General features: G+C 67.5%; 24 protein-coding genes. 15 read left to right on the forward strand and 9 right to left on the reverse strand.

Features of this window, described 5'->3' with window-relative positions; genetic code table 11:
- Positions 1 to 81: 81 nt before the first annotated feature.
- Positions 82 to 1,011, forward strand: a complete 930-nt coding sequence (locus THITH_RS04840) for a histone deacetylase family protein (protein ID WP_006748835.1) — start codon at positions 82 to 84, stop codon at positions 1,009 to 1,011.
- 102 nt (positions 1,012 to 1,113) lie between these two features.
- On the opposite strand, the gene THITH_RS04845 is transcribed toward THITH_RS04840, so the two are convergent.
- The gene (locus THITH_RS04845; protein ID WP_006748834.1) at positions 1,114 to 1,962 is read right to left on the reverse strand and encodes an ion transporter; all 849 of its coding nucleotides are present in this window, start codon (positions 1,960 to 1,962) and stop codon (positions 1,114 to 1,116) included.
- 338 nt (positions 1,963 to 2,300) lie between these two features.
- Here THITH_RS04845 and THITH_RS04850 point away from each other — a divergent pair, with 338 nt between their 5' ends.
- Positions 2,301 to 2,903 carry a class I SAM-dependent methyltransferase gene (locus THITH_RS04850; protein ID WP_025367286.1) on the forward strand — a complete coding sequence of 201 codons (603 nt, stop codon included), beginning with the start codon at positions 2,301 to 2,303 and terminating at the stop codon, positions 2,901 to 2,903.
- 16 nt (positions 2,904 to 2,919) lie between these two features.
- Here the strand turns inward: THITH_RS04850 and THITH_RS04855 are convergent, their stop codons facing one another.
- A complete protein-coding gene (locus THITH_RS04855; protein ID WP_025367287.1) occupies positions 2,920 to 3,525 on the reverse strand; it encodes a class I SAM-dependent methyltransferase in 606 nt (201 codons plus the stop codon).
- Positions 3,526 to 3,694: 169 nt separating this feature from the next.
- Between THITH_RS04855 and THITH_RS04860 the strand changes: the two genes are divergently transcribed.
- Positions 3,695 to 4,300, forward strand: coding sequence for an RNA ligase partner protein (locus tag THITH_RS04860; protein WP_006748831.1), 606 nt, complete (start codon positions 3,695 to 3,697; stop codon positions 4,298 to 4,300).
- Between the two features lie 19 nt (positions 4,301 to 4,319).
- Here THITH_RS04860 and THITH_RS04865 read toward each other — a convergent pair whose 3' ends face one another.
- The gene (locus THITH_RS04865) at positions 4,320 to 5,417 is read right to left on the reverse strand and encodes an RNA ligase (RefSeq protein WP_006748830.1); all 1,098 of its coding nucleotides are present in this window, start codon (positions 5,415 to 5,417) and stop codon (positions 4,320 to 4,322) included.
- 85 nt (positions 5,418 to 5,502) lie between these two features.
- Here THITH_RS04865 and THITH_RS04870 point away from each other — a divergent pair, with 85 nt between their 5' ends.
- The 5 genes from THITH_RS04870 to THITH_RS04890 all read left to right on the forward strand — a co-directional run bounded on the left by THITH_RS04870 (position 5,503) and on the right by THITH_RS04890 (position 10,487).
- Positions 5,503 to 6,852 (forward strand): sigma-54 interaction domain-containing protein, encoded by a 1,350-nt coding sequence (locus THITH_RS04870; protein WP_006748829.1) that lies wholly within the window; start codon positions 5,503 to 5,505, stop codon positions 6,850 to 6,852.
- Positions 6,853 to 7,403: 551 nt separating this feature from the next.
- Positions 7,404 to 8,900: a 2Fe-2S iron-sulfur cluster-binding protein gene (locus THITH_RS04875; protein ID WP_006748828.1), complete on the forward strand. Its 1,497-nt coding sequence runs from the start codon at positions 7,404 to 7,406 to the stop codon at positions 8,898 to 8,900.
- Positions 8,901 to 8,905: 5 nt separating this feature from the next.
- A complete protein-coding gene (locus THITH_RS04880; protein ID WP_006748827.1) occupies positions 8,906 to 9,601 on the forward strand; it encodes a TIGR04283 family arsenosugar biosynthesis glycosyltransferase in 696 nt (231 codons plus the stop codon).
- A complete protein-coding gene (locus THITH_RS04885) occupies positions 9,598 to 10,188 on the forward strand; it encodes a TIGR04282 family arsenosugar biosynthesis glycosyltransferase (RefSeq protein ID WP_006748826.1) in 591 nt (196 codons plus the stop codon). The genes THITH_RS04880 and THITH_RS04885 overlap by 4 nt, the downstream gene beginning before the upstream one ends.
- 41 nt (positions 10,189 to 10,229) lie before the next feature.
- A complete protein-coding gene (locus tag THITH_RS04890) occupies positions 10,230 to 10,487 on the forward strand; it encodes a hypothetical protein (protein ID WP_006748825.1) in 258 nt (85 codons plus the stop codon).
- A gap of 18 nt (positions 10,488 to 10,505) precedes the next feature.
- On the opposite strand, the gene THITH_RS04895 is transcribed toward THITH_RS04890, so the two are convergent.
- From THITH_RS04895 to THITH_RS04905, 3 genes are all read right to left on the reverse strand, one after another.
- On the reverse strand, positions 10,506 to 11,708 hold the full coding sequence (locus tag THITH_RS04895; RefSeq protein ID WP_006748824.1) for a pyridoxal-phosphate-dependent aminotransferase family protein: 1,203 nt from the start codon (positions 11,706 to 11,708) through the stop codon (positions 10,506 to 10,508).
- A gap of 430 nt (positions 11,709 to 12,138) precedes the next feature.
- Positions 12,139 to 12,534, reverse strand: coding sequence for a hypothetical protein (locus THITH_RS04900; protein ID WP_006748823.1), 396 nt, complete (start codon positions 12,532 to 12,534; stop codon positions 12,139 to 12,141).
- 214 nt (positions 12,535 to 12,748) lie between these two features.
- Positions 12,749 to 13,141: a DUF302 domain-containing protein gene (locus tag THITH_RS04905; protein WP_006748822.1), complete on the reverse strand. Its 393-nt coding sequence runs from the start codon at positions 13,139 to 13,141 to the stop codon at positions 12,749 to 12,751.
- Between the two features lie 193 nt (positions 13,142 to 13,334).
- Here THITH_RS04905 and THITH_RS04910 point away from each other — a divergent pair, with 193 nt between their 5' ends.
- On the forward strand, positions 13,335 to 13,544 hold the full coding sequence (locus THITH_RS04910; protein ID WP_006748821.1) for a dodecin: 210 nt from the start codon (positions 13,335 to 13,337) through the stop codon (positions 13,542 to 13,544).
- A 51-nt stretch (positions 13,545 to 13,595) separates the two neighbouring features.
- Here THITH_RS04910 and THITH_RS04915 read toward each other — a convergent pair whose 3' ends face one another.
- Complete coding sequence (locus THITH_RS04915) at positions 13,596 to 16,328, reverse strand: TRAP transporter permease (RefSeq protein WP_006748820.1); 2,733 nt, start codon at positions 16,326 to 16,328, stop codon at positions 13,596 to 13,598.
- Between the two features lie 19 nt (positions 16,329 to 16,347).
- A complete protein-coding gene (locus tag THITH_RS04920) occupies positions 16,348 to 17,334 on the reverse strand; it encodes a TAXI family TRAP transporter solute-binding subunit (RefSeq protein WP_006748819.1) in 987 nt (328 codons plus the stop codon).
- Positions 17,335 to 17,498: 164 nt separating this feature from the next.
- On the opposite strand from THITH_RS04920, the gene glyA reads away from it, so the two are divergent.
- The 5 genes from glyA (at position 17,499) to ribBA (ending at position 22,483) form a co-directional block, all read left to right on the forward strand.
- Positions 17,499 to 18,758 carry a serine hydroxymethyltransferase gene (gene glyA / locus THITH_RS04925; RefSeq protein WP_006748818.1) on the forward strand — a complete coding sequence of 420 codons (1,260 nt, stop codon included), beginning with the start codon at positions 17,499 to 17,501 and terminating at the stop codon, positions 18,756 to 18,758.
- A gap of 9 nt (positions 18,759 to 18,767) precedes the next feature.
- Complete coding sequence (gene nrdR, locus THITH_RS04930) at positions 18,768 to 19,301, forward strand: transcriptional regulator NrdR (protein WP_006748817.1); 534 nt, start codon at positions 18,768 to 18,770, stop codon at positions 19,299 to 19,301.
- Between the two features lie 10 nt (positions 19,302 to 19,311).
- Positions 19,312 to 20,466, forward strand: coding sequence for a bifunctional diaminohydroxyphosphoribosylaminopyrimidine deaminase/5-amino-6-(5-phosphoribosylamino)uracil reductase RibD (ribD, locus tag THITH_RS04935; protein ID WP_006748816.1), 1,155 nt, complete (start codon positions 19,312 to 19,314; stop codon positions 20,464 to 20,466).
- A 197-nt stretch (positions 20,467 to 20,663) separates the two neighbouring features.
- The gene (locus tag THITH_RS04940) at positions 20,664 to 21,344 is read left to right on the forward strand and encodes a riboflavin synthase (protein ID WP_006748815.1); all 681 of its coding nucleotides are present in this window, start codon (positions 20,664 to 20,666) and stop codon (positions 21,342 to 21,344) included.
- 29 nt (positions 21,345 to 21,373) lie between these two features.
- On the forward strand, positions 21,374 to 22,483 hold the full coding sequence (ribBA, locus tag THITH_RS04945; RefSeq protein ID WP_006748814.1) for a bifunctional 3,4-dihydroxy-2-butanone-4-phosphate synthase/GTP cyclohydrolase II: 1,110 nt from the start codon (positions 21,374 to 21,376) through the stop codon (positions 22,481 to 22,483).
- Between the two features lie 154 nt (positions 22,484 to 22,637).
- Here ribBA and ispG read toward each other — a convergent pair whose 3' ends face one another.
- The gene (ispG, locus tag THITH_RS04950; protein ID WP_006748813.1) at positions 22,638 to 23,915 is read right to left on the reverse strand and encodes a flavodoxin-dependent (E)-4-hydroxy-3-methylbut-2-enyl-diphosphate synthase; all 1,278 of its coding nucleotides are present in this window, start codon (positions 23,913 to 23,915) and stop codon (positions 22,638 to 22,640) included.
- A gap of 360 nt (positions 23,916 to 24,275) precedes the next feature.
- Here ispG and THITH_RS18460 point away from each other — a divergent pair, with 360 nt between their 5' ends.
- Positions 24,276 to 24,788: a hypothetical protein gene (locus tag THITH_RS18460; RefSeq protein WP_156925489.1), complete on the forward strand. Its 513-nt coding sequence runs from the start codon at positions 24,276 to 24,278 to the stop codon at positions 24,786 to 24,788.
- Positions 24,789 to 24,815: the final 27 nt, after the last annotated feature.

Below are 24,815 nucleotides of genomic sequence, written 5' to 3' on the forward strand. Positions count from 1 at the left end.
TCTAATAGTCAACACAGCGGCCCGTCTCCAGTCGTGTGCCGCGCCTGGGGGCCAGTGTCCGCGCTTGATGGGGCACGTGCAATGAAACTCTTTTTCATTTCCCACCCGGATTGTCCCCGGCACCGGGGACCCGGCTACCACCCCGAAAGCCCCGAACGGCTGGCTGCGATCGACGACCAGCTGATCGCGTCCGGCATCGAGCCCTGGCTGCGTCACCGCGAGGCGCCGTATGCCACCCGCGAGCAGCTATTGCGAGTGCATTCGGCCGAATACCTCGATGCGCTGGCCGGCGCGGTGCCGGGACCGGGCGAGTGGACGACACTGGACGGCGGGGATACCTACTTCGGCGAGCACAGCCTCGATGCGGCGCATCGTGCCGCCGGAGCGGTCGTGCTCGCGGTGGACCTGGTGCTGGCCAACTCGACGCACACCGCGTTCTGCAGCGTGCGCCCGCCGGGGCATCATGCCGGTGCCGACTACGGTATGGGATTCTGCGTGTTCAACAACGTGGCGGTCGGTGCGGCCCATGCCATGGAAGGTCACGGCCTGTCGCGGGTCGCAATCGTGGACTTCGACGTGCATCACGGCAACGGCACCGAGGACATCTTCCGGGACGAGCCGCGCGTGCTCTTCTGTTCCAGTTTCCAGCATCCGTTCTATCCGCATCGCGGGGCCGACACGGTCAGCGACCATATCCTGAATCTGCCGCTGCCTGCCGGCACCGATGGCGCGGCGCTGCGGGCGGCGGTGGAACAGCACTGGCTGCCGGCACTGGACGCGTTCCGGCCGGAGCTGATCCTGGTGTCGGCCGGTTTCGACGGCCACCTCGAAGACGACATGGCCAGTTTCCGGCTGGTCGAGTCGGATTACGCGTGGCTCACCGGGGCGCTGTACGACCTTGCGAAACGGCACTGCGACGGGCGCCTGGTCTCGGTGCTCGAGGGTGGCTACAACCTCTCGGCGCTGAGCCGCAGCGTCGCGGCCCACCTCAAGGTGTTGTCGGAAGCCTGACCGCGGGCGACGCGCGTCCCGCCGGGACGCCGCGAACGCCTCGCGCTGGGTGACGCTGCGTCCTTTCGGCCCGCCTGCCTGCCAGCCGGTCCGGCGTCGGCGTCAGGGGCCCTGCCGTTTTTCCAGCAGCGCCTGCATGCGTACCAGGCGTTCCTGCAACGCCTCGGTCTGTTCGCGCAGCACTGCCAGCTCGGCATGCAGGCTGGCGTTTTCCTCGTGCACCACGGTCGTGATGGTCTGCTCTTCCACCGCCACCTGGTGTTCGTGCATCCGCTGCATCGCGTCGACGATGATCGCGATGAACAGGTTCAGCACGGTGAAGGTCGCGACCAGAATGAACGGAACGAAGAAGGCCCAGGCCCAGGGGTGTTCCTCCATCACCGGGCGCGAGATGCCCATCGACCAGCTCTCCAGCGTCATCACCTGGAACAGCGTGTACATCGACGCACCGAGGGTTCCGAACCATTCGGGGTGGCTTTCCCGGAACAGGCCGGTCGCGATGATCGCGAACACGTAGAACACCAGCACCAGCAGGCCCAGGATCGACGCGATTCCGGGGATCGCGCGCAACAGCGCCTCGACGATGAAGCGCAGCTTCGGCACCATCGAGACCAGGCGCAGCAGACGCAGCACACGCAGCACCGAGAACGGCCCAGTGCCCGGAATCAGCGCGATTCCGACCACGAAGAAGTCGAACACGTGCCAGGGGTTGCGCCAGAAACGCAGTCCGTACGCGACCATCTTGGCCAGCACCTCGATGGTGAAGATCGTCAGGATCAGCTTGTCTGCGACGTTGATCACCGGGCCGATCACCGCCATCACGGTGCTCGAGGTTTCGAGCCCGAGCGTGACCGCGTTGAGCAGGATCAGCGCGATGATCAGCCGCTGGGTCAGGTGTGCCTCGACCACGCGGGTGAGGCGCGCGCGCACGAGAGTCGTGATTTCATTCATTTCGATTGGGAATATCAGAAGATGCTGGAGCGCGCGCAAATGTAGGGCAAAGCGGGCGCAGGGGCAATGGAACCCCTCCGCCTCGTGGCTCTCGTGACCACTGGAGGGCTTGCGCCCGTCACGGCGAGCCCCTTGGAGGCCCGGCCGTCCAGGCGCCGGGTGGACGGCCGCGGGCTGTGGACTCGCGATGAAGGTGGAGCGGCGCGCGGCGTGTGGCGGGCCGAGCGGTCCCGGCCAGCCGCGACACGGTGGCTGCGGGGGGTGCCTGCAACCGGTACCCTACTGGCCCCCGACGGTGGTCGGGTCGCAGCGGGATTCATGACCGGAGGTGAAGGGTGATCTGGGACCAGCGGTACGGGACGGACGAGTATGTCTACGGCACCGAGCCAAACGAATTCCTGCGCGAGGTTATCGCTGAGGTGATTGCTGACCTGCCCCGCCAGGGCCGGGCGCTATGCCTGGCCGAAGGGGAAGGGCGCAACGCGGTGTACCTCGCAGAACAGGGATTCGAAGTGCATGCGGTGGATGCCTCGCCTGTCGGCCTCGCGAAGGCCGTGCGGCTTGCGGCGCAGCGCGGCGTGCATATCGAAACCGAGGTCGCCGACCTCGACGGCTACCGGATCGAGCCAAGTGCCTGGGATGTGATCGTCTCCGTCTTCTGCCACCTGCCTGCGAAGGTTCGCCAGGACCTTCACCGGCAGGTGGTTCAAGGCCTGCGCCCGGGCGGGCGCCTGATTCTCGAGGCCTATACCCCGGCGCAGCTTGCGCTGGGAACCGGAGGTCCGCCCGACATCAGCCTGATGATGACCCTGGACGAACTGCGCAGCGAGTTGGCCGGGCTGGAATTCGAGCACGCGCGCGAATGCGAGCGCGAGGTCCATGAAGGCCGCCTGCACACTGGGCGCGGGGCGGTCGTGCAGCTGGTCGCCATTCGGCGCTGAACCCCGGGGAATCCGATCAGCCGCGCGGACCGAGCTTCGAGCTGGCTCGTGCGGAGAAGCGCCGCATCACGCCCCGCGCCACGCGGTCGACGGGATCGATCGCGAATCCCGCACGCGCGACGGTCGCCTCGGTATCGCGGTTCGGGTGGCAGCCGCCGGTGACCCAGGTCCAGGCCGGCTGGATGCCGTCCTGCAGCCGGGCAAGGGATGGACGGTGATGGCGTACGTGCTCGAGCATGCGCAGTTCCCCGTCCGGAGCCAGCACCCGCCGGATCTCGGCCAGTCCCCGGTCCGGGTGTTGCACGCTGCAGAAAACGAGGCCGCTGACCACGGTTTCGAAGCGGTCGCTCCGGAACGGCAGCGCTTCGGCGCGCGCCGCCACCAGGAGCGTGCCGGGTGCGCGCCGGCGCGCGCGGCGCAGTGCCGCGAGGTCCGGGTCCAGAGCCACCAGGTCCGTGTTCTCCGGGTAGTGGGGCAGGTTGCGGCCGGTGCCGCAGCCCAGCTCCAGTGTCGCACCGCGCGCCTCGGCGACCAGTTTGCGCCGCCAGCGCGACAAGCCGGTGGCATCCATCACGCTCATCAACGCATCGTACAGCCAGGGTATGTGTTCGATCCCGCGCACCACCATCGTTCCCGTGCTCGCCTGAATGGACGGTAGACCGCGTTCGCGCCGCGAGGTTGCCGAGGCGGGAGCGACCGCATTCCGGCCGCAGCCTAGCGACAGTCGGTTGACGGGTCTGGCCGGGCGCCCCGATGATGCGTACTGGGCAGGGCACTGGCCGGGGGCATCGATGCGCCGCTTCGTTCTGGATACCAGCGTTTTCACCAATCCCCACGTGTTCGGGCAGTTCGGCGAGGATCCAGGGGATGGTTTGCGCACCTTCCTGCGCGTCGCCCGGCGCTGCCCGGCCGAGTTCTACATGCCGCTGTCGGTGTACGACGAGTTCCGGACGATGCGCGATCTGGCCGAACTGGCACCCGACTTCGAGACGGTGGTCTGGGTGCGCTCGCCTCGGCGCTTCACGCTGACGATCCCCAGCGACATCCTCTACGAGTTCATCGACGAAGTCCGCACCCGCATCGATCGCGGGCTGCGGATCGCCGAGGAACATACCAAGCGTGCCGGTGCGGCCGCGGACATGCCGCCGGAGCTCATCACCCAGTTGCGTGAGCGCTACCGCGAGGCGATGCGCAAGGGTCTGGTCGATTCCCGGGAAGACGTGGACGCGGTGCTGCTGGCGCTGGAGCTGGATGCGGAACTGGCCAGCGCGGACCAGGGCATGCGCAAACTCGGCAACCGCATGGGTATCAAGCTGGTCACCGCCGACTACCTGCGCCGGGTGATGGAGAACCTAGCGGAATCTCAGGGCGGAGGGGTTCCCAAGACGTCCGGCTGACCGGACCGTCCGGCGCCGGTCAGTCGTACTGCACGGCACCGGAAAGGGCGGTGGCCAGGGTGCCGGTCATCCGGTCGAACACGCGCTCGAACTCCAGGATCCAGTAGCCGTCCTGCTGCACCGGCATGCCCGGGGCCATTCGGACCCGATGCCCGCCGGTGGCCGCCATGTGGTCCATGAAGTGCAGCGCGTTGCGGCGTTCCCGAAACCGGCAGCGGTAGCGGTGATCGACCCGGCCGCGCGCCCGGCTGCGCTCCACGGCCCGGTCCAGCCCCGACAGGAACGCGTGGCCAAGGCTGCGCTCGAGTTCGCGATCGCCCTGCCGGCCGTGCTCGGTCACGAACACCGCGAGCCGCGTCAGCCGGTTGATGAAATACTCGGGCGGCAGGTCGAGCAATTGCTCGCTGCAGACGCGGATGTCGGTCACGTTGGAGCATCCGGTCACATACTTTGCCCGCGTTCCGCCCGATTCACCTTTCAGCACCAGCCCTTCCGCGCCTTCCGCGTCGAGTTGCAGGATCAGATCCCGCAGTCGGTCGACGTCCCGGGGTCCGAACCGGCCGAAGACGCGCGCCGGGGGCAGGCCATGGGATGCGATCAGCTGCATCTTGGCCTGCTGCCCGAGGAAACCGCCCCGGCCCTGGCGCATCAGGTCGAACACATACAGCGCGATGTCCTCGGTCACGAACGGGGGCGAGCCCTCGAGATACGGGTTTTCCGGCCCGGCGATCTCGGCGCACAGCACCAGATCGGGTTCGGCTTCGAACAATGCCGGGTCGATGAAGTCCGGCAGCCGGTCGGTGCTGAACGGGCAGACGAAACCGCCGCGGCTGAAGGCCAGCAGCAAATCTTCGTGGCGCAGGATCCGGACATTGAACCCGTCGATTTTCTCCTCGGCCCAGAACGGCCCGTCGAACTGCTCCCTTAGTCCGGCAGACAGCGAGTGCACCCGCCCGATCGACGGGTAGCCGGGGATCACCACGCCGCCGGGCAACACCACGCTGCCCCGCGGATAGCCGGCAACCGTCTCGGTGAGCCGGGCGTACTCCAACTCTTCGAAACGTAGCCGCTCGGCTCGTCCCGCGTCGATCGCATCAGCTAGCGTCGCAGTGTCCATACGCTCAGTGTAATGCGCGCGCGCTGCCGGTGGCAGGTTCGAGCCTGTTATGCTGCTTCTTGTCAGAATTGGCAGGTAGCCTGACATGACAGCAAACGACACCGCCGCCCCCGAGATTCCCGCGGAAACGCTGGCGCTGCTCAACGCCTACCAGGATCCCGCGGTGCTGCTGGATCTCGACTACTTCATTCTGGCCGCCAATCCGCCCTACCTGCAGGCGTTCGGCGATGCCGCGCTGAGCGCGCGTCGCCGCTGCTACGAGGTTTCGCACGGCTATGCGGTGCCCTGCGACCAGGCCGGTGAGAGCTGCCCGCTGCACGCGAGCCTCGTGTCGAACGACGTGAGCCGGGTGATGCACATCCACCACACGCCGCGCGGCGCCGAGCACGTCGACGTGGAAACCCACCCGGTTCCCGGCGCCGATGGCAGCATCCACTACGTGCTGGAAATCATGCGCCAGACGCGGGTCGCAAGCGCAACGCCGAGTACCTCGCGGATGGTCGGCCGGTCGCCGGCCTTTCGGAAGATGCTGGGCATGATCCAGCGGGCGGCGCCGAGCGAGGTGGCAGTGCTGCTGCTCGGGGAGACCGGCACGGGCAAGGAGATGGTGGCCCGGGCGATCCACGAGTCCAGCGCGCGTCGGGATGGACCATTCGTGCCAGTGGAGTGCGCCGGGCTCACCGAGACCTTGTTCGAGAGCGAATTGTTCGGTCACGAAAAGGGTGCGTTCACCGGCGCGACCAGCCTCAAGACCGGACTGGTCGAGGCGGCGCGGGGTGGCACGCTTTTCCTCGACGAGGTTGGCGACATTCCGCTGTCGATGCAGGTCAAGCTGCTCCGGCTGCTGGAGACGGGATGCTTTCGACGCGTGGGCAGCACGGTGCCCCAGGAGGCCGATTTCCGGCTGGTCTGCGCGACGCACCGGGATCTGAAGGCGCTTGTGGGCGCCGGGCAGTTCCGCCTCGATCTGTATTTCCGGATCGGCGTGTTTCCGATCCTGCTGCCGCCCCTGCGGCAGCGGCGCGAGGATCTGCCGCTGCTGGTCGAGGCGCTGATGAGCCGGGTGCGCTCGGCGCGGGGCAAGCATCTGACCCCGGCGGCATTCAGGGCCCTGGAGCGGATGAGCTTCCCGGGCAACATTCGGGAACTGCGCAACGTGCTCGAGCGTGCGGCCCTGCTGGCGGACGGCGATTCGATCCAGCCCGCCGACCTGATCGTGGACCTGGAATTCCAGCCGGCCGGCGAGGCGGTGCCGCCTGTCGACACGGTGATCCCGCTGGATGAACTGGAACGGCAGTACCTGGCGCGTGTCGTGGCGCAGTACCCGGGCGACCGCCAGCACCTGGCGCGGCTGCTGGGCATATCGGAACGGACGCTGTATCGCAAACTGCAGCGGCTGGAAGCCGGTACCTCAGAGCACGAAGGGTCGGATTGACGTCGGGCCGCCGTGCGGAAACGCAGGCGAGCGGATCGCCGTGGCCGAAACGGCCCCTGCAATCGACCTGCATCGTTCGGGTGCCGTGATGGCCGTTGCCCATCCTCTGCCACGCTCTGCCAGTGTCTGCCAGGGCGACTGCCATCGCTGCCAGTTGTGGCAGCCGTCCTCCCGGTTGGGGCGCGGCTGCAGCCGCTGCTGCGCCCTGGTATGTGTTTCCTAAGGTTCTCAAAAACAGCAATTAGAAGGGTTTTCGGCTTTGTTTCGAGCGGTCTTCATTGCATGTGGCATAGATAATGCTTATGTTCTGATGAGTTGTCGCTTGGCGGGTGCGGAGGCACCCGGCTCTGGACGGAACTTGCGCGTGCGCGACTCTCCTCCATCGCGCCTTTGCCGCCCCCCCGGGGGCGGTTTTTTTTGGGCGGCTGCACTGCGGGATCGCCGCTCAGCTGCTAGGCTTCGATTCGGTTCCCCGGCAGGTGTCGGGCCCGGGTCCGTTTCCGGGTACCCGGCCAGAAGGCCACGGCCCTGATCGAGGATCGGGAGGACGCATGGACAAACAGTTGTCGGTGATCCGCGCGGCACGATTGGCGGGGGTCACGCGGGGTGAATTGCAGACGCGCATCAAATGCGGTGACCTGCCCAGTTTCGACGGCACGGTGCGCGTCGATGACCTGCTCGAGTTGTACCCCGGAACCCGTCTGGAAGACGACCGAACGCTCGAGCGCGTCGACCGGATCAAGGCCGCCGCGCTGGGACGGGATATCGCCGGCCGCAGCCTGCCGGAGCCGCAGGTGCTGGCCGAAAGGCTGGCGATCCTCGGCCACAAGTTGACGCGCGCCCGCTGGCAGGCCGAGCATTACGCGGCCGTGTTCGAGGCATTGGAATCCCGTCTGCGGGAACTGGAGAAACGTCGTGACGGACCCACGCGCGCAGTCGCGCAGGACATCAAGCTCTGGATGCAGAGCGCGTTGCACCAAGGGCTGGCGGAGTCGGATTTGGCTGGCAGCGCCCTCGCGGACCGGAGTCACTGGATGAGCGTGATGGCACCGCAGGTGCGGCTGCTGCCCGACCACCAGGAGTTCCTGGTGGAAGGCTCGGACACGGTGCTCGATGCCGCGCTGAGAGCCGGGTTGTCGATCAGCTATGGCTGCAGCAACGGCAACTGCGGAGAGTGCAAGGCACGGGTCGTGTCCGGGGAGGTCCGGGCAGTGCGGCCGCACGATTACGTGATCCCCGAGAGCGAGCGCGATCAGGGATATGCGCTGATGTGCGCGGTGGCCCCGGTCACCGACCTGGTGGTCGAGGTCGGGGTCGCGCGCAGCCCCGACCAGATCCCGTTGCAGACGATCGAGGCGATGGTGCGCGACGTCGAACAGCCGGGTCCCCATCTGCGGGTGGTCCGGGTGCAGACGCCGCGGACCCGGCGCCTGCGTTTCCTCGGCGGGCAGTACGTTCGCGTGCGCCTGGACGAGGGCCGGGTAGAGGGTCGGCTGCCGCTGGCCAACTGCCCCTGCGATGACCGGAATCTGGTGCTGCACGTGGCCGAGGATCGAGACGATGCGTTTGCGGTGTATTGCTTCGAACGCCTGGCCAAGGGCGAGCGCGTCGAAATCGAGGGGCCCTACGGGGACTTCGTGATCGGGGACGAGGTCGAGCGGCCGCTCGTCTTCCTCGCCTGCGATACCGGATTCGCCCCGATCAAGAGCCTGATCGAGCATGTGATTGCGCTGGACATCGCCGACGCGATGGATCTGGTGTGGCTGGCGACCGGCGCGATCGGCCACTACGAGGACAATCTCTGCCGTTCCTGGGGCGACGCGCTCGACAACTTCCGCTACAAACCCGTGCGGGTCGGCGCGGCGAGCGACCGGGAAGCCTGGCCTGCGCTGATCGCGGGCAGTCTGTCCCGCGTGCAAGAACCGGCGGGCCGCGATTACTACGTCGCGGGTCCCGGCCGCTTCATCGAGGCCGCCGCCACGGTGCTCGACCGGCTGGGTGTGCCGCCCGAGCGCCGCTTCCTGCAGGGGATTCCCCCGGCGGCCTAGCGCCCATGGCGCCCTCTGCACCGCCGGCCCGTCTGTCGGTGATCGTGCCCGTACTGAACGAGGCGGCCCGCCTGCCGCGGTTGCTCGGCGACCTTGCCGCGCTGCGAACCCTGGGGCACGAGGTGATCGTGGTCGACGGCGGCAGCACGGACCGGACCCGAGAGATCGCCTGCAGCGCCTGCGACCGGGTACTGGCCAGCGCGCCGGGACGCGCCCGGCAGATGAACGCGGGTGCGCTCGAGGCACAGGGCGAGGTGCTCTGGTTCCTGCACGCCGATACGCGGGTTCCGCCCGAGGCGGCGCATGCTGTCCTGCAGTCGCTCCGCGGGCCGAAATGCTGGGGCCGCTGCCGGGTTCGCCTGTCGGGGCGGGCCCTGGTCTACCGGCTGATCGCCGCGTTGATGAACCTGCGTTCCTGTCTGACCGGGATCGCAACCGGCGACCAGGGCGTGTACGTGACGCGCGCGGCTTTTGTTGCGGCCGGCGGTTTTCCCGCGATCCCGCTGATGGAGGACATCGCGCTGTCGCGGGCGCTCAAGCGCGCCTGCGGTCGGCCCGTGTGCCTGCCCGTCCGGCTGGAAACGTCGAGCCGGCGCTGGGAGGAACACGGCGTGCTGCGAACCGTTTTGCTGATGTGGGCGCTGCGCCTGGCCTACTGGCGCGGAGCCGATCCGGCGGACCTGGCCCGGCGCTATCGATGAGGCTGCTGGTATTTGCCAAGGCTCCGCAGCCCGGTCAGGTCAAGACACGCCTGATTCCGGCACTGGGTGCCGAGGGCGCCGCGCGACTGCACCGCAGGCTGGTGCGCCGCGTTCTTGCAGCGGCACGCGCGAGCGCGGTCGGCCCGGTCGAACTTTGGGGAGCGCCGGATACACGGCATTCCTTCTTCGCGCAGTGCCAGCGCGAGTTCGGCTGCGCGCTGCGGGCGCAGCCAGCCGGGGATCTCGGGCAACGCATGTCGGCGGCATTGCATGCGGGACTGCCCGCGCTGCTGGTCGGCTCCGATGCGCCCGGGCTCGATGCGGCACGGCTGCAGGACGCAGCCGCCGCGCTGGCCGAGGGCAGCGAGGTGGTGTTGATTCCGGCGCTGGACGGGGGCTATGTCGGGATCGGCCTGGCCGTACCCGCGCCCGGACTGTTCACGGCGATTCCCTGGGGCAGCGCGGACGTGCTGCGGCAGACGCTGGACCGGTGCCGCGAACAGGGTTTGCGCTGGTCCCGGCGGGCGCCGTGTCCGGATGTCGACCGGCCCGGCGACTTGATCCACTGTATCCCCGACCTGCTGTAAGGTGCTGTAGCGCTGAAATAAAAGCAGGTTAGAATATACGGATGAATAAGTTCATCGCCTGGATCGACCGCACGCCCACCTGGCTGTTCGTCGTGCTCGTTGCCACGCTGGGCCTGTCCCCCTGGGTGCCCGAGCCGCATATCGTCGAGAAGCTGCGCTGGCTGTTTCACGGCGAGCTGACCCGACCGCTGGATATCTTCGATCTCCTGTTCCACGCCGTGCCCTGGCTGTTGCTGGCCACCAAGCTGGGCCGGGAGACCTGGCGGGACTACGGGCCGGGGCGGCCGGGCCGCCAGTAGGGCGCCCGGCCGTGTAGGTCAGGCCGCCTCCCGCTGCGGCTGCCCGGTGTAAACGGCGCGCGCGGCTGGCACCGCCTTGCCCGGTACCGCGGCACCGGTCTCGGCCAGGATCGCCTCGAGTGCGCCGAGGCAGACCAGCACGTTGCGTTCGTTCGCGGCGTGCCCCATCAGGCCGATCCGCCAGATGCGGCCGGCGTAAGGCCCGAGACCGGCCCCGATCTCCAGGCCGTAGCGCTCGAGCAGGGCGGCCCGTACCCCCGCTTCGTCCACGCCCTCCGGTACCAGCACCGCGTTCAGCTGGGGCAGCCGGTGGGCCTCGTCGACCAGGAAATGCAGGCCCATGGCCTCGAGACCCGCCCGGAGCGCTTCGTGATGGCGCCGGTGTCGGGCCCAGCTGGCCTCCAGCCCCTCCTCGTGCAGGATCACCAGTGCTTCATGCAGCGCGTACAGCGCGTTGATCGGGGCCGTGTGGTGGTAGGCGCGCTTGCCGTCGCTGCCAATCCAGTAGCCCATCACCAGGTTCAGATCGAGAAACCAGCTCTGCACGCGGCTGCGCCGGGAGCGGATGCGTTCCACAGCGCGTTCGCTGAAGCTGACCGGCGAGAGCCCCGGCGTGCAGGACAGGCATTTCTGGCTGCCCGAGTAGATCGCATCCACTCCCCAGTCATCGACATGGAGCGGGCTGCCGCCGAGCGAGGTCACCGCATCGACCAGCGCCAGGCAGTCGTGGCGGTGTGCCAGCTCGCACAGGGCGCGCACGTCGGATTCCGCACCGGTGGAGGTTTCCGCGTGCACGAACGCGAGCACCCGGGCGTCGGGATGGGCCTTCAGGGCGTCCTCGACCTTATCCAGACTGACCGGATTCCCCCAGTCGTCGTCGACCGTCACCGCCGTGCCGCCGCAGCGTTCGACGTTTTCCTTCATGCGCCCGCCGAATACGCCGTTGATGCAGACGATGACCTTGTCGCCCGGTTCGACGAGGTTGGCGAAGCAGGTTTCCATGCCTGCGGAACCCGGAGCGGACACCGGCAGCGTCAGCGCGTTCCGAGTCTTGAACGCCGACTGCAGCATGGTCCGCACCTCCTCCATCATCGCGATGAACGCCGGGTCCAGGTGCCCGATGATCGGACGGCTCATTGCGGCCAGCACGCGCGGATTCACGTCAGAGGGGCCGGGACCCATCAGGGTGCGGGCAGGAGGGGAAAAAGGGGTGAACGTCATGGTGTGGTACCTGTATCGAAAGAGGATGAAACAACGGGGGTGGCGCGTTCCTCACAGCACATTGCGGCCGCGCCATCGGGTATAGCCTGGTAACAGCCGAAGCCTGGCCCGCGGTGGGAATGCAGTGGGCAAGCCAGTCGGCGCGTGCGCGGTCTACAGCCTGTGCAGCGAACGCCCCCGTCAGCGATCGCGGCGGGGTCGCCCGTTTCCCGTTTCCTGAGGGGCATGAGGGTCACCACCCCGATCAAGAAAGGAGAAGCGTAGGGCGGAAGAGGCCAAAGGCCGTCATCCGCCAGCCGGCGCTGGCGCGGGCCGGACACCGAACCGCGGATGACGCTGTGCTCCTCCGCCCTGCGCGCCAGCAACCGCCGCGGAACCCGGTCGGGTGGGCCTGCGAGGTGCTTGCGACCGCGGGGCGATCCGATCCGGGTCAGGCGCGGCCCATCACGCTGAAGCTCTTGATGAACGGCCCCGCCATGCGCGGATCCTTCAGCATGCCCTTGTAGTCGCCGACCACGAATTTGATCTTGCCGGTGGTGAATGCTGCGCCAAGCCCCATCATGCCGGGCGGTTTGGACATCCACTTGGTCCACTGCTCCTCGGTGGCCCGCAGGTCCCAGTTCATCTTTTCGCCGTTGTAGGCGCCGGCAGCCGTGGCCTTGCCGTTCTCGATGGTGATGACGCCGCGCGGCGTGTCCTCTCCCGGGAAACCGTAGCCGATCACGCTGTTGAAGTTGATCTGCGCAAGGGCGTCGGAAAGCTCGGGCTCGGAGTTCCAGTGCTCCTTGAAGCTCTGCATCCATTCTTCACTGAACAGGTCGGCCATCTGTGTCTCCTCGTGTCGTCTTGTCGTTGTGGTACCCGCGGCGAGCTTGCAGGTCGCCGGCATGATAGAAGAAACCGCGGTGCCACCCAACATGGCCATCGGCGGGCGAGCGATTCACAGTGTCCTCCGGCGAATCCTGGCCTGCCCGTTCGCTATGCCGGCGCGGTCGGGGTAGGACCCGTGGCTTCGTGCCGCCTTGCCGCTGCAAGCCCGGTCAAACGGAGGTCAGCAGGTCGCGCACCCGTTCCAGGCGCGAGCGCACCTCGTTCGCCAGACCGGCGACGCCTTCCTGCTCGACCAGACCGAGAACGGCGACCGGATCCATGAACCCGACCGTCACTTCGCCGTTCGCTTCCTCGCGCACGACCACGTTGCAGGGCAGCAGCAGGCCGATGTCGGGATCGGCGTCCAGCGCCTGAGCCGCCAGCTTGGGGTTGCAGGCGCCCAGGATGTGATACGGGCGGCGTTCCAGGTCGAGCTTCTTCTTCAGAGTGCCGGCGACGTCGATCTCGGTGAGCACGCCGAAGCCCTCGGTGGCCAGCGCGTTGGTGACGCGCTCGATGGCTTCCGGGACCGTGGCCTTCAGGGTGACGTTGAATCCGTACATGGGTTTAGCCTCGTCGATGGTTCGGTGGGTGGGTAAGGGGCCTGCGGGCATGTGCTGCTGTCGCGGCCAGTGCCAGCCCTCGCGCAGTCATCAGGGTCTGCCGGCGGACCGGATTGTGACGCACTACACTCACTGGGGCCAAGCCGGCCGGCAGCCATTCCCGATAGTGTTTCACAGCGACCAGGAGACGATGATGTCCGATCATGTGTACAAGATGCTGGAATTGACCGGGTCCTCGAGCCAGAGCAGCGACGACGCGGTGCGCAACGCGATCGCCCGCGCCGCGAAGACCGTCCGCCACATGGACTGGTTCGAGGTGGTCGAGACCCGCGGCCACATCGTCGATGGCGGCGTCGCGCATTGGCAGGTCACGGTCAAGATCGGCTTCCGCCTCGAAGACTAGGGGGCCCTGCGGTGGAGATCGATCCAGCGTCGCGCATTGCGCCGGCACCACCTACCGCAGCGCCGGGGCGCGTTGGCGCTGGGCCCAGGCGACCATGGCCAGAAGCAGCAGCGCGGGCAGGAAGAACCACTCCGGGGCCGGACGGTCGGCGGGAACGAACACTGCGGTGATGCGCGCGCCGGATTCCACCCCGAGCCGTTCCGCCGCGGAACCGAAACGGACGAAACTCACGTTTACCTGATCGCCGAACACCATCAGCCCGAGGCCGGCGGCGGTCAGTCGCTCCGAGCCTGGGCCGGGATCCCCCAGTGGCAGCATCACGCGCCGCGTGACTTCCTCGCCGTCGAGGTCGTAGTCGGACACTTCCAGCCGCAGATGACCCTGGGCGGGTGCGGCCTCGGCCGCCGCCTCTACCTCGGCCGCGGGCAGAGTGCTCAGCGGGGGATGCAGGCGGTCCATCCAGACTCCGGGCACCAGCAGCGTCAGCGCCACCAGCAGCAGCAGAGCCGTTTCCCAGACCCGGTTGCGCACCAGCAGGTAGTGCTGCGTGGCCGCGACGAACACCAGGATGCCGGCCAGCGAACCGAAGAACGTCAGCGTGAGCTGCCACAGGTTGTCGACGCCGATCAGCAGCAACTGGGTGTTGAATACGAACACGAACGGCAGCGTGACGGTCCGCAGGCTGTACCAGAAGGCCTGGATGCCGGTGCGGATCGGGTCCGCCCGCGCCACCGCTGCGGCGGCGAACGAGGCGAGGCCGACCGGGGGTGTGACGTCGGCCATGATGCCGAAATAGAACACGAACAGATGCGCCGCGATCAGCGGGATCAGCAAGTCGTTCTGGGCCGCGAGATCGACGATCACCGGCGCCATCAATGTGGCGACGATGATGTAGTTCGCGGTGGTCGGCAGCCCCAGGCCCAGGACCAGGCAGATCACCGCGGTCAGCAACAGCATCAATAGCAGGTGCCCCCCGGACAGCCACTCGACCAGGTCGGTCATCACCAGGCCGATACCGGTCATCGCCACGGTGCCGACGATGATCCCGGCGGCGGCCGTGGCCACGCCGATCCCGATCATGTTGCGTGCTCCCTGCACCAGCCCCTGCCCGAGGTCGTGAACGCCCGCCATTGCGGCCTGCAGATGTCCGCGCCGGCCGCGGAAGAACAGCATCAGCGGGCGCTGTGTCAGCAGGATCCCGATCAGAAACAGCACCGCCCAGAACGCCGACAGCCCCGGCGACAGCCGTTCCACCACCAGCGCCCAGATCAGCACGACCACCGGCAGCAGGTAATGCAGCCCGCCCTGGATCGTCGGGCCGGGGGCGGGCAATTCGCGGATCTCGGGGTCCAATTCCGCCTGCGACTCGGGCACGCGGCAGGCGAGCCAGAGCAGCCCCAGGTACGCGATTGCGACGAGTGCGCCGATCACGTAGAACGAGTGATCGCCCGCGAGCGTCTTGATCCAGCCAAGGCCAAAGTAGACCAGCCCGGCCAGCACCAGCAGGCCGCTGACCGAAAGTCCCAGCGCCAGCCCGGTGCGCAGCACGGTGCTGCTGCCGCGCCGCGGCAGCCCCTCGAGCCCGGACTTGCAGGCCTCGAGATGCACGATGTAGAGCAGCGCGAGGTAGGCGATCAGCGCCGGCAGAAACGCATGCTTGATCACCTCGACGTAGGGGATGCCGACGTATTCGACCATCAGGAACGCCGCGGCCCCCATCACCGGCGGCATCAGCTGTCCGTTCACCGAACTCGCGACCTCGACCGCGCCCGCCTTCGCTGCGGGGAATCCGGTGCGTTTCATCAGCGGCACGGTGAAGGTGCCGGTAGTCACCACGTTCGCGATCGACGACCCGGACACGACCCCGGTCAGCCCCGACGCGACCACGGCCGCCTTCGCCGGGCCACCGCGCAGGTGCCCGAGCAGCGCGAACGCCACACGGATGAAATAGCCGCCGGCGCCGGCCCGCTCGAGCAATGCGCCGAACAGCACGAACAGGAACACGAAGCTGGTCGAGACCCCCAGCGCGATGCCGAATACGCCCTCGTTCGACAGCCATTGCTGCGACATCGCGCGCCCGAACGACGCGCCGCGGTGCGCCAGCACATCCGGCATCCACGGGCCGGCGAAGGTGTACAGCAGGAAGACGCCGGCGATCACCATCAGCGCCGGGCCCAGCACGCGGCGCGTGGCCTCGAGCAGCAGCAGCATTCCCAGGCCGGCCGCGATCATGTCCGCCAGGATCGGGCGCCCGGGCCGCTGGGCGAGCTCCTGGTGGAACAGGAACAGGTAGCCGGCGGTGAGCGCCGCGGCGAACGCCAGCAGCCAGTCGATCCAGGGAATGCGTTCCAGCGGTGCCGGTCGCCAGGCCGGCCAGGCCAGCGCGAGCGCCACGCCGCCGATCAGCAGGTAGACCGGCACCCAGGGTTGTTCCGCCTGGTGCTGCTGCCAGGCCAACAGCCACAGACCCAGCGCCAGCAGCAGGTAGAATCCGGCCGCGATGTGCGGGCCGTGGCGCGACGGCAGGCGCGCGGGAAACAGCAGGAACGCCAGAAAGACCGCGAAGGCCAGATGGATCGAGCGGGCCTGGGTCTCGGGGATCACCCCGAACCCCAGGCTGTACGGTAGCGGCGAGACGATCCAGAGCTGGAACAGCGACCAGGCCAGCGCGGTGGCCGCGACCACGAAGCCGACGACCCGGCCGGGGCGCCGGGCCCCGGTTTCCATATGCTCGGCCAGGACCGCCGCTCCGGTCTGGCCGGCCTCGACGCGGCTTCCGCTCATGCTGCGTTGCCGTGCAGCGTCAATCCTGGATCAGGTCCGACTCGCGATAGTAGCGCAGCGCACCGTCGTGCAACGGCGCCGACAGCCCCTGATGGACCATGACCTCCGGGTCCAGCACCCCGAAGGCCGGATGCATCGCGCGGAAGGAATCGAAATTCTCGAATACCGCACGGGTGAGGTGGTAGACGGCGTTGTCGGTGGTCTGCGTCGAGCTCACCAGCGTCGCGCCGACACCGAAGGTGGCGATGTCCTCCGCCTGGTTCGGATACATCCCGGCCGGAATCGTGGCGGGGAAATAGTAGGGGGTTTCCTCCACCAGCGTGTCGACGACCGCCCCGGCCACCGGGATCAGGCGCGCGTCGCAGGTCGCGATCGGCTCCTGGATCGCGGCCGAGGGATGGCCCACGGTAAACAGGATCACGTCGATGCGGTTATCGCACAGCGCCTGCCCCTGTTCGCGCGAAGGCAGCTCGGAGGCGAGGGCGAAGTCGCTCATGCTCCAGCCGTACTCGGCCATCAGGCGTTCCACGGTGCCGCGCTGCCCGGAGCCCGGGTTGCCCACGTTCACGCGCTTGCCGACGATGTCGTCGAACGACTCGATATCGCTTTCGGCGCGAACCAGCACGGTGAACGGCTCCGGGTGCAGCGAGAATACCGCGCGGAGTTCGTCGTTTTCGCCCTGATCGGCGAAACGGTCGGTGCCATGGTAGGCATGGTGCTGCCAGTCCGATTGCACGACGCCGAAATCCATCTCCCCGGCCGCGATCGAATTCAGGTTGAACACCGAACCCCCGGTGCTCTCGGCATTGCAGCGCATGCCGTGAACCGATCGATCGCGGTTCACCAGCCGGCAGATGCTCTGCCCGGTGGGGTAGTACACGCCGGTGACGCCTCCGGTGCCGATGGTGATGAAGCGCTGATCGGCGCTCGCGGCGGCGCTCAGCCCGAGGGCCAGCGCGATGCCGGCCACCAGAGGAATGCCGGGTCCGAGTAGGGTCTTCTGCATGCGGTCTCTCCGTCTGAAAAACGGTTCGGAAGCGCGATTCAAACCCCATTCGGGTGCCGGAGGCAAACCCCATGGCCGCAAGCGGGTCTGCCAGCGGAGCCGGAATACAGTATATTCGTGCCCCTCGTTTTTCCCTTCACCCTCCGATTCCGGGAGTGCATCGCATGTTTTCCATCCATATGAGCATCAATGGCTACGATCCTGAACTTTGGTCCGCAATCGAAGGCGAGGCCCGGCGCCAGGAAGAGCACATCGAGCTGATTGCGTCGGAGAACTATGCCAGCCCCCGGGTACTGGAAGCGCAGGGCTCGGTGCTCACCAACAAATACGCCGAGGGCTACCCGGGCAAGCGCTACTACGGCGGCTGCGAATACGTCGACATCGCCGAAACCCTGGCGATCGATCGGGTGAAGCAGCTGTTCGAAGCCGATTACGCGAACGTGCAGCCGCATTCCGGCTCGCAGGCGAATGCCGCGGTGTACATGGCGCTGCTCGAGCCGGGCGACACGGTGCTCGGCATGAGCCTGGCGCACGGCGGGCACCTGACGCACGGGGCCCGGGTCAACTTCTCCGGCAAGATCTACCATGCGGTGCAGTACGGCATCGACGACCAGGGGCTGCTCGACTACGACGAGATCGAACGCCTGGCGCTGGAGCACCGGCCGAAGATGATCGTCGCCGGCTTCTCGGCCTACTCGCGGGTGATGGACTGGGCCCGTTTCCGCGCGATCGCCGACCAGGTGGGCGCGTACCTGATGGTCGACATGGCCCACGTCTCGGGGCTGATCGCCGCGGGCGCATATCCCAACCCGGTGCCGCACGCGCATGTGGTGACCTCGACTACACACAAGACGCTGCGCGGCCCCCGTGGCGGCATCATCCTCGCGAAGTCGAATCCGGAACTCGAGAAGAAGTTCCAGTCGCTGGTGTTCCCCGGCACGCAGGGCGGCCCGGCGATGCACGTGATCGCGGCGAAGGCCGTCGCGTTCAAGGAGGCGCTGGAGCCCGGCTTCCGCGACTACCAGCAACAGGTGGTCGCGAATGCCCGCACGATGGCCGGAACGCTGATGGAACGCGGCTACAGCGTCGTCTCGGGCGGCACCGACAACCACCTGTTCCTGCTCAGCCTGATCGACAAGGGCATGACCGGTAAGGCGGCCGACGCGGCGCTGGGCGCGGCGAACATCACCGTGAACAAGAACGCGGTGCCGAACGACCCGCAGTCGCCGTTCGTGACCAGCGGCATCCGCATCGGCACCCCGGCGGTGACCACGCGCGGCTTCGGCGAGACCGAGTGCCGGGATCTCGCGAACTGGATCGCCGACGTGCTCGACGATCACGAGAATCCGGCGGTGATCGACGCGGTGCGTGCGAAGGTGCTCGATGTCTGCGCCCGGTTCCCGGTCTACGGCCAGGGCGAATAGGCCCAGGCGATGCGCTGCCCGGCCTGCGGCGCCGACGACACGCGCGTCGTGGACTCGCGCGTGGCCGGATCCGAACAGGATCAGATCCGCCGGCGCCGCCAGTGCCAGGTCTGCGGCGCCCGTTTCACCACCTTCGAGCGTGCCGAATTCAGCATGCCGCGCGTGGTCAAACGCAGCGGCGAGCGGGCCGCGTTCGACGAGGGCAAGCTCCGTGCCGGTCTGACGCTGGCGCTGCACAAGCGGCCGGTGCACACTGACGAGGTCGAGGCCGCGGTCGAGCGGATCAAGCGCCGGCTCGCCGCCTACGGGGCCCGCGAGATCCGTTCCGACCGCATCGGTGAATGGGTGATGGACGAGTTGCGCTCCCTGGATCAGGTGGCCTACATCCGCTTTGCGTCGGTGTATCTGAGCTTCGCGAACGTGCAATCCTTCCGCGAAGCGGTCGAGCGTCTGGAACAGGACCTGACCCCGGAGATGCGCCGCTCGCAGCTGCGCCTGATCGATGAGGGCACGGAACCTCCGGGGTCGGAGCCCGAGCCTTGAAGGCACCCGCATGAGCGACGAACGGTTCATGGCGCGCGCGCTGCAGTTGGCACGCGTTGGCCTTTACACCACCGACCCGAACCCCAGGGTCGGGAGCGTCGTGGTGCGCGCGGGCGAAATCATCGGCGAGGGCACCCACTGGCGCGCTGGGGAGCCGCACGCGGAGATCCACGCCTTGCATGCCGCCGGCGAGCGGGCGCGGGGCGCCACCGTGTACGTCACGCTCGAACCCTGTTCTCACCATGGCCGGACCCCGCCCTGCGCCGATGCGCTGATTGCGGCCGGGGTGGCACGGGTCGTGATCGCGATGCAGGATCCGAACCCCCGCGTCGCCGGGCGTGGCATCGAGCGCCTTCGGAATGCCGGTATCGAAGTGCGCCCCGGGGTTCTCGAGTTCGAGGCTCGCCAGCTGAATCCGGGGTTCGTCCGGCGCATGCAGAGCGGGCGGCCCTGGGTCCGGGTCAAGCTTGCGTCCAGCCTGGACGGGCGTACCGCAATGGCCTCTGGCGAGTCCCGCTGGATCACCGGCCCGGCTGCGCGCCGCGACGTGCAGCACTGGCGCGCCCGGGCCGGGGCAATCCTGACGGGCAGCGGCACCGTGCTTGCCGACGACCCGCGTCTGACCGTGCGCCTGACGCCGGCCGAGCTGCTGGCCGATGATGGCCATGCCCCAAACCAAACCCCCGAGCTCGCGGATGTCGCCCCGCGGCACCCGCCGCGGGTGGTGGTCGATTCCAGGCTGCAGACCCCGCGTTCCGCACGCCTGCTCGACGGCGAAGGTTCGGTACTCGTGTTGACCACCGCCGAGCGCGCGGCGTCGGACAAGGCCCGGGATCTGCGCCTGCGGGGAGCGGAGGTCGAGGCGGCACCGGAACGGGAAGACGGGCAGCTCGATCTGGGCGCCGTGCTGGAGCGGCTCGGCGAACGCGAGGTCAACGAACTGCATGTGGAAGCCGGCGCGGGCCTTGCCGGGGCGCTGGCCCGTTGCGGGCTGGTCGATGAGTGGCTGCTCTACCTTGCACCCTGCCTGATGGGCTCCGGAGCGCGCCCGCTGCTCGACTGGCCGTTGCAGCACATGGCCGAGCGCGCCGAACTCGACCTGTTCGCCTGCGACCGGGTCGGCGACGCCCTGCGCCTGCGGGCCTGGCCGCTGCCGCCCGTGTAGGGCTTCGTCCCGTGCTCGATGGCGGCGCCTCCCGCGCCGGTACTCCCGGATGCGGCGGCCCGGAGCGGATCCAGGCGCTGCACAACGTCAGGCGCTTCAACCCCGGTTTCCGCATGGTCCCACGCACGGCTGCCCGGTATGATTTAGTGTTTCCCGGTTTTTCCATCCCCCCATCGCTGGGCAGGCGGCACCACTAGATGTTCACTGGAATCATCGAGACCCTGGGCAGCATCGCGGCACTGGAGCCGCGTGGCGGCGACCTGCGCCTGAAGGTGCGGGCTCCGGGAATGGACCTTTCCGATACGCAACTCGGCGACTCGATCTCGGTCAACGGCGTTTGCCTGACCGTCACTGCGCTCGAGGGCGGGCAATTCGCGGCCGACGTGAGCCGCGAGAGCCTGGGCGTCACCACACTGGGCGACCTCGCGATCGGCGACCGGGTGAATCTGGAGCGGGCGCTGACGCTGAATACGCGTCTCGGCGGGCACCTCGTCTCGGGTCATGTCGACGGCGTGGGCGAGCTGGTCTCGATGCAGCCGGACGCGCGTTCGACCCGGGTGCGTTTCCGCGCACCGGATCCGCTGGCGCGCTATATCGCCGCGAAGGGCTCGATCACCATCGACGGCACCAGCCTCACCGTGAACGCGGTCGACGGCGCCAGCTTCGACGTCAATATCATCCCCCACACCTGGAGCCTGACCCGTTTCTCGGTGTACCGGGTCGGCACCCGGGTGAATCTCGAGGTCGACCTGATCGCCCGCTACCTCGAACGCCTGATGCTCGGCGAGCGTGCCGCGCAGCCGGGCGGTGCCGGGGAGCTGTCCGAGTCCTGGCTAGCGGAGCAGGGTTTTGCCAACCATTCCGGCCCGCGCGACTGACTGCGGCGGGCCGCCGACGGAACCGACACATGGAATTTGCCAGTACCCAAGAGATCCTCGACGAACTGCGCGCCGGCCGCATGGTGGTGATCGTGGACGACGAGGACCGCGAGAACGAGGGCGATCTGCTGATGCTCGCCTCGCACGTGCGGCCCGAGGACGTGAACTTCATGGCCAAGTACGGCCGCGGTCTGATCTGCCTGACGCTGACCCGCGAACGCTGCCGCCAGCTGGCGCTGCCGCTGATGGTGACCGACACCAACGACCTGCATGCCACCAACTTCACGGTGTCGATCGAGGCGGCCGAAGGCGTGACCACCGGCATTTCCGCCTACGACCGCGCGCACACGATCCGCACCGCGGTGGCGCCGAACGCCCGCCCCGAGGACATCATCCAGCCCGGGCACGTGTTCCCGCTGATGGCCCAGCCGGGCGGGGTACTGGTGCGTGCCGGCCACACCGAGGCCGGCTGCGACCTCGCGCGCCTCGCCGGGGCCGAACCGGCCGCGGTGATCGTCGAGATCCTGAACGAGGACGGCAGCATGGCCCGGCGCCCCGACCTCGAGCGCTTCTGCGCCGAGCACGGGCTGAAGATGGGCACCATCGAGAGCCTGATCCGCTACCGCATCGAGAACGAGAAGACCGTGCGCCGTGCGGCCGAACTGGACCTGCCCACCGCCCACGGCGAGTTCCGGCTGATCGCGTTCCAGGACGAAGTCGACCACGGCCTGCACTTCGCGCTGGTGCGCGGGCACCCGAAAGCGAGCGAGCCGACGCTGGTGCGCGTGCACCTGGAACAGACGATCTGTGACACCCTGGGTTTCACCGGCCCCGACTGCGGCTGGCCGCTGGACGACGCGCTGCGCCGTATCGACGAGGCGGGCTCCGGGGTCGCGGTGGTGCTGCGAAAGTCGGAATCCGCCGAAACGCTGATCCGGCGCCTGCACGACCTCGCCGGCGGTCACGCCGACCTGCGCCCGCCGGTGCAGACCTCGGCGGACTGGCGCATGTACGGTATCGGCGCGCAGATCCTGGCGGACGTCGGGGTAGGGAAGATGCGCCTGCTATCGGCCCCGAAACGCTTCCATGGCCTCGGTGGCTTCGGCCTGGAAGTCGTCGACTACGTGAAGGACGCCTGAGCCCCGCCCGCGGCGCTGGCCATGGCGTCGCGATGCGAAGCCGGCGTTCGTTGCTGCCGCCCGGCGAACCGCCCCGCCGGTCGATCGAGATGCCCGCGAACGGCGGCGCCTTCCCGGGTGCGGTGCCGCGGCCGCCCGCCGGACCCTCGGGCACTCACGGCCGGACCGCGTCGTCCCGGTGCCCGTAGCGGCGCTCGATGTAGGCCTCGACCCGCGCCTGGAATTCCTCGGCGATGCGCTCGCCCTTCAGCGTCACGGTCTTCTCGCCGTCCTCGTACACCGGCGCCACCGGCACCTCGCCGGTCCCGGGCAGGCTGATGCCGATGTTCGCGTGCTTGCTCTCGCCGGGACCGTTCACCACGCAGCCCATCACCGCCACGGTCATCTCCTCGACGCCCGGGTAGCGCTTCTTCCAGTCCGGCATCTGGTGCCGGATGAAACCCTGGATGTCCTGCGCGAGGCGCTGGAAATAGTCGCTGGAGGTCCGCCCGCAGCCCGGGCAGGCGATCACCGACGGCAGGAAGCTGCGCAGACCGAGGCTCTGCAGAATCTCCTGCGCGACGATCACCTCCTGGGTGCGATCGCCGCCGGGTTCCGGGGTCAGCGAGATCCGGATGGTGTCGCCGATGCCCTGCTGCAGCAGCACCGCGAGCGCCGCGGTCGACGCGACGATCCCCTTCACGCCCATGCCCGCCTCGGTCAGCCCGAGATGCAGCGGATAATCGCAGCGCGCGGCGAGATCGCGGTACACGCGAATCAGCGGCTGCACGCCGCTGACCTTGGCCGACAGGACGATCCGGTCGTGCGGCAGCCCGAGGGCCTCGGCCTGCGCCGCGCTCTCGAGCGCCGACGCGATCAATGCCTCGCGGGTCACATCCTCCAGCGGCATCGGCTCGGGGCGCGCGGCGTTCTCGTCCAGCAGCCGCGCGAGCACCGCCTGGTCCAGGCTGCCCCAGTTCACGCCGATGCGCACCGGCTTGTCGTAGCGGCAGGCCACCTCGATCATCGCCTCGAACTGGCGGTCGCGCTTCGACCCGCGCCCGACGTTCCCCGGATTGATGCGCAGCTTGGCCAGCGCCTCGGCGCAGGCCGGGTATTTCCCCAGCAGCTTGTGGCCATTGAAATGGAAATCGCCGACCAGCGGCACGTCCAGACCCATCTGCGCCAGGCGCTCGCGGATCTCCGGCACCGCCGCAGCCGCTGCCTCGGTATTCACCGTGATGCGCACCAGTTCCGAGCCCGCGCGGGCCAGCTCCGCGACCTGGATGGCGGTGCGCACCGCATCGGCGGTGTCGGTGTTGGTCATCGACTGCACGACGATCGGCGCGTCGCTGCCGACGGTCACGGGGCCGACCCGAACGGGCGTGGTGGAATGCCGGGTAATGGAGGAGTTCACAGGGGTGCCGTGGTCCAAGGGATGCGTGCCCACCATTGTCGCCGCAGTTTCCATCGGCCGCAAAAAGCCATCACGACACCCGCCCTGATGGCCCCGTCGAGCGCACCATCGAATACCACGCCCCCTGCTACAAACCCGATCGCGAAGAGAATGACCGCACCGCATGGGCTATATTCCAGCAATGGGGCAGCGACGGAGGCTCAGAGTGAGCACGACGGCCGAGCCACAGGGGTTGGTGGCGAATGTGGACGGGCAGAGGCGATCGTGCGGTCGCTACGACAAAGGAACCGCTAATCATGTTATACAGAATCTGCATATCACGAATATCCCAGATTCTGTCTATCATCAATATTCCAGTTTCTTCTGATTTATGCTGTTATATTTTATGAGGCAGTAATGGAAATTGAGCGATCACTGGAGCCGTTAACCAAAAGCGATCTAAAAGAGCTGTATGAGGGTTGCGTAAAAAGGCTCCATGAATATTTCCTTGTAGGTCAAGGCCGAAAGTGGCTGGAGCTGTACGACATAAAACAGCCTCTTGCCGTCGCTCTATGTCAGGGCGCAGCAATGCACTACCACGACAAAACAAATGGTGTAAAAGACTTTGATGTATGGTTTTTCTACCCTTTCAATAAAAAGCATCTGCCTTACCGCACATACTGGAACTGGGATTATCAAAATCCCAAGTTCGGTCGCCACCCATCAATTCCTGGCTACATGGGCAGAAAGGTCGATGTCTTGGTGAGGTCAATAAAATCATATGCAGATAATGACCCTGTTAAAACAATTCATCAGTTTATGCGGCATGAAAATACCACTTCATCTAAAGAGCTTGCAAAAAAAGCCGTGGTAATGCTGGCACCAGAAAGGTTGCTGGGAAAAGTGGTGTGGTACAAGCAAAAAATATAACAAGAGGGTCAAGAGCAACGCGCAATA

This window comes from Thioalkalivibrio paradoxus ARh 1 (genome assembly GCF_000227685.2).
GTDB classification, from domain to species: domain Bacteria; phylum Pseudomonadota; class Gammaproteobacteria; order Ectothiorhodospirales; family Ectothiorhodospiraceae; genus Thioalkalivibrio; species Thioalkalivibrio paradoxus.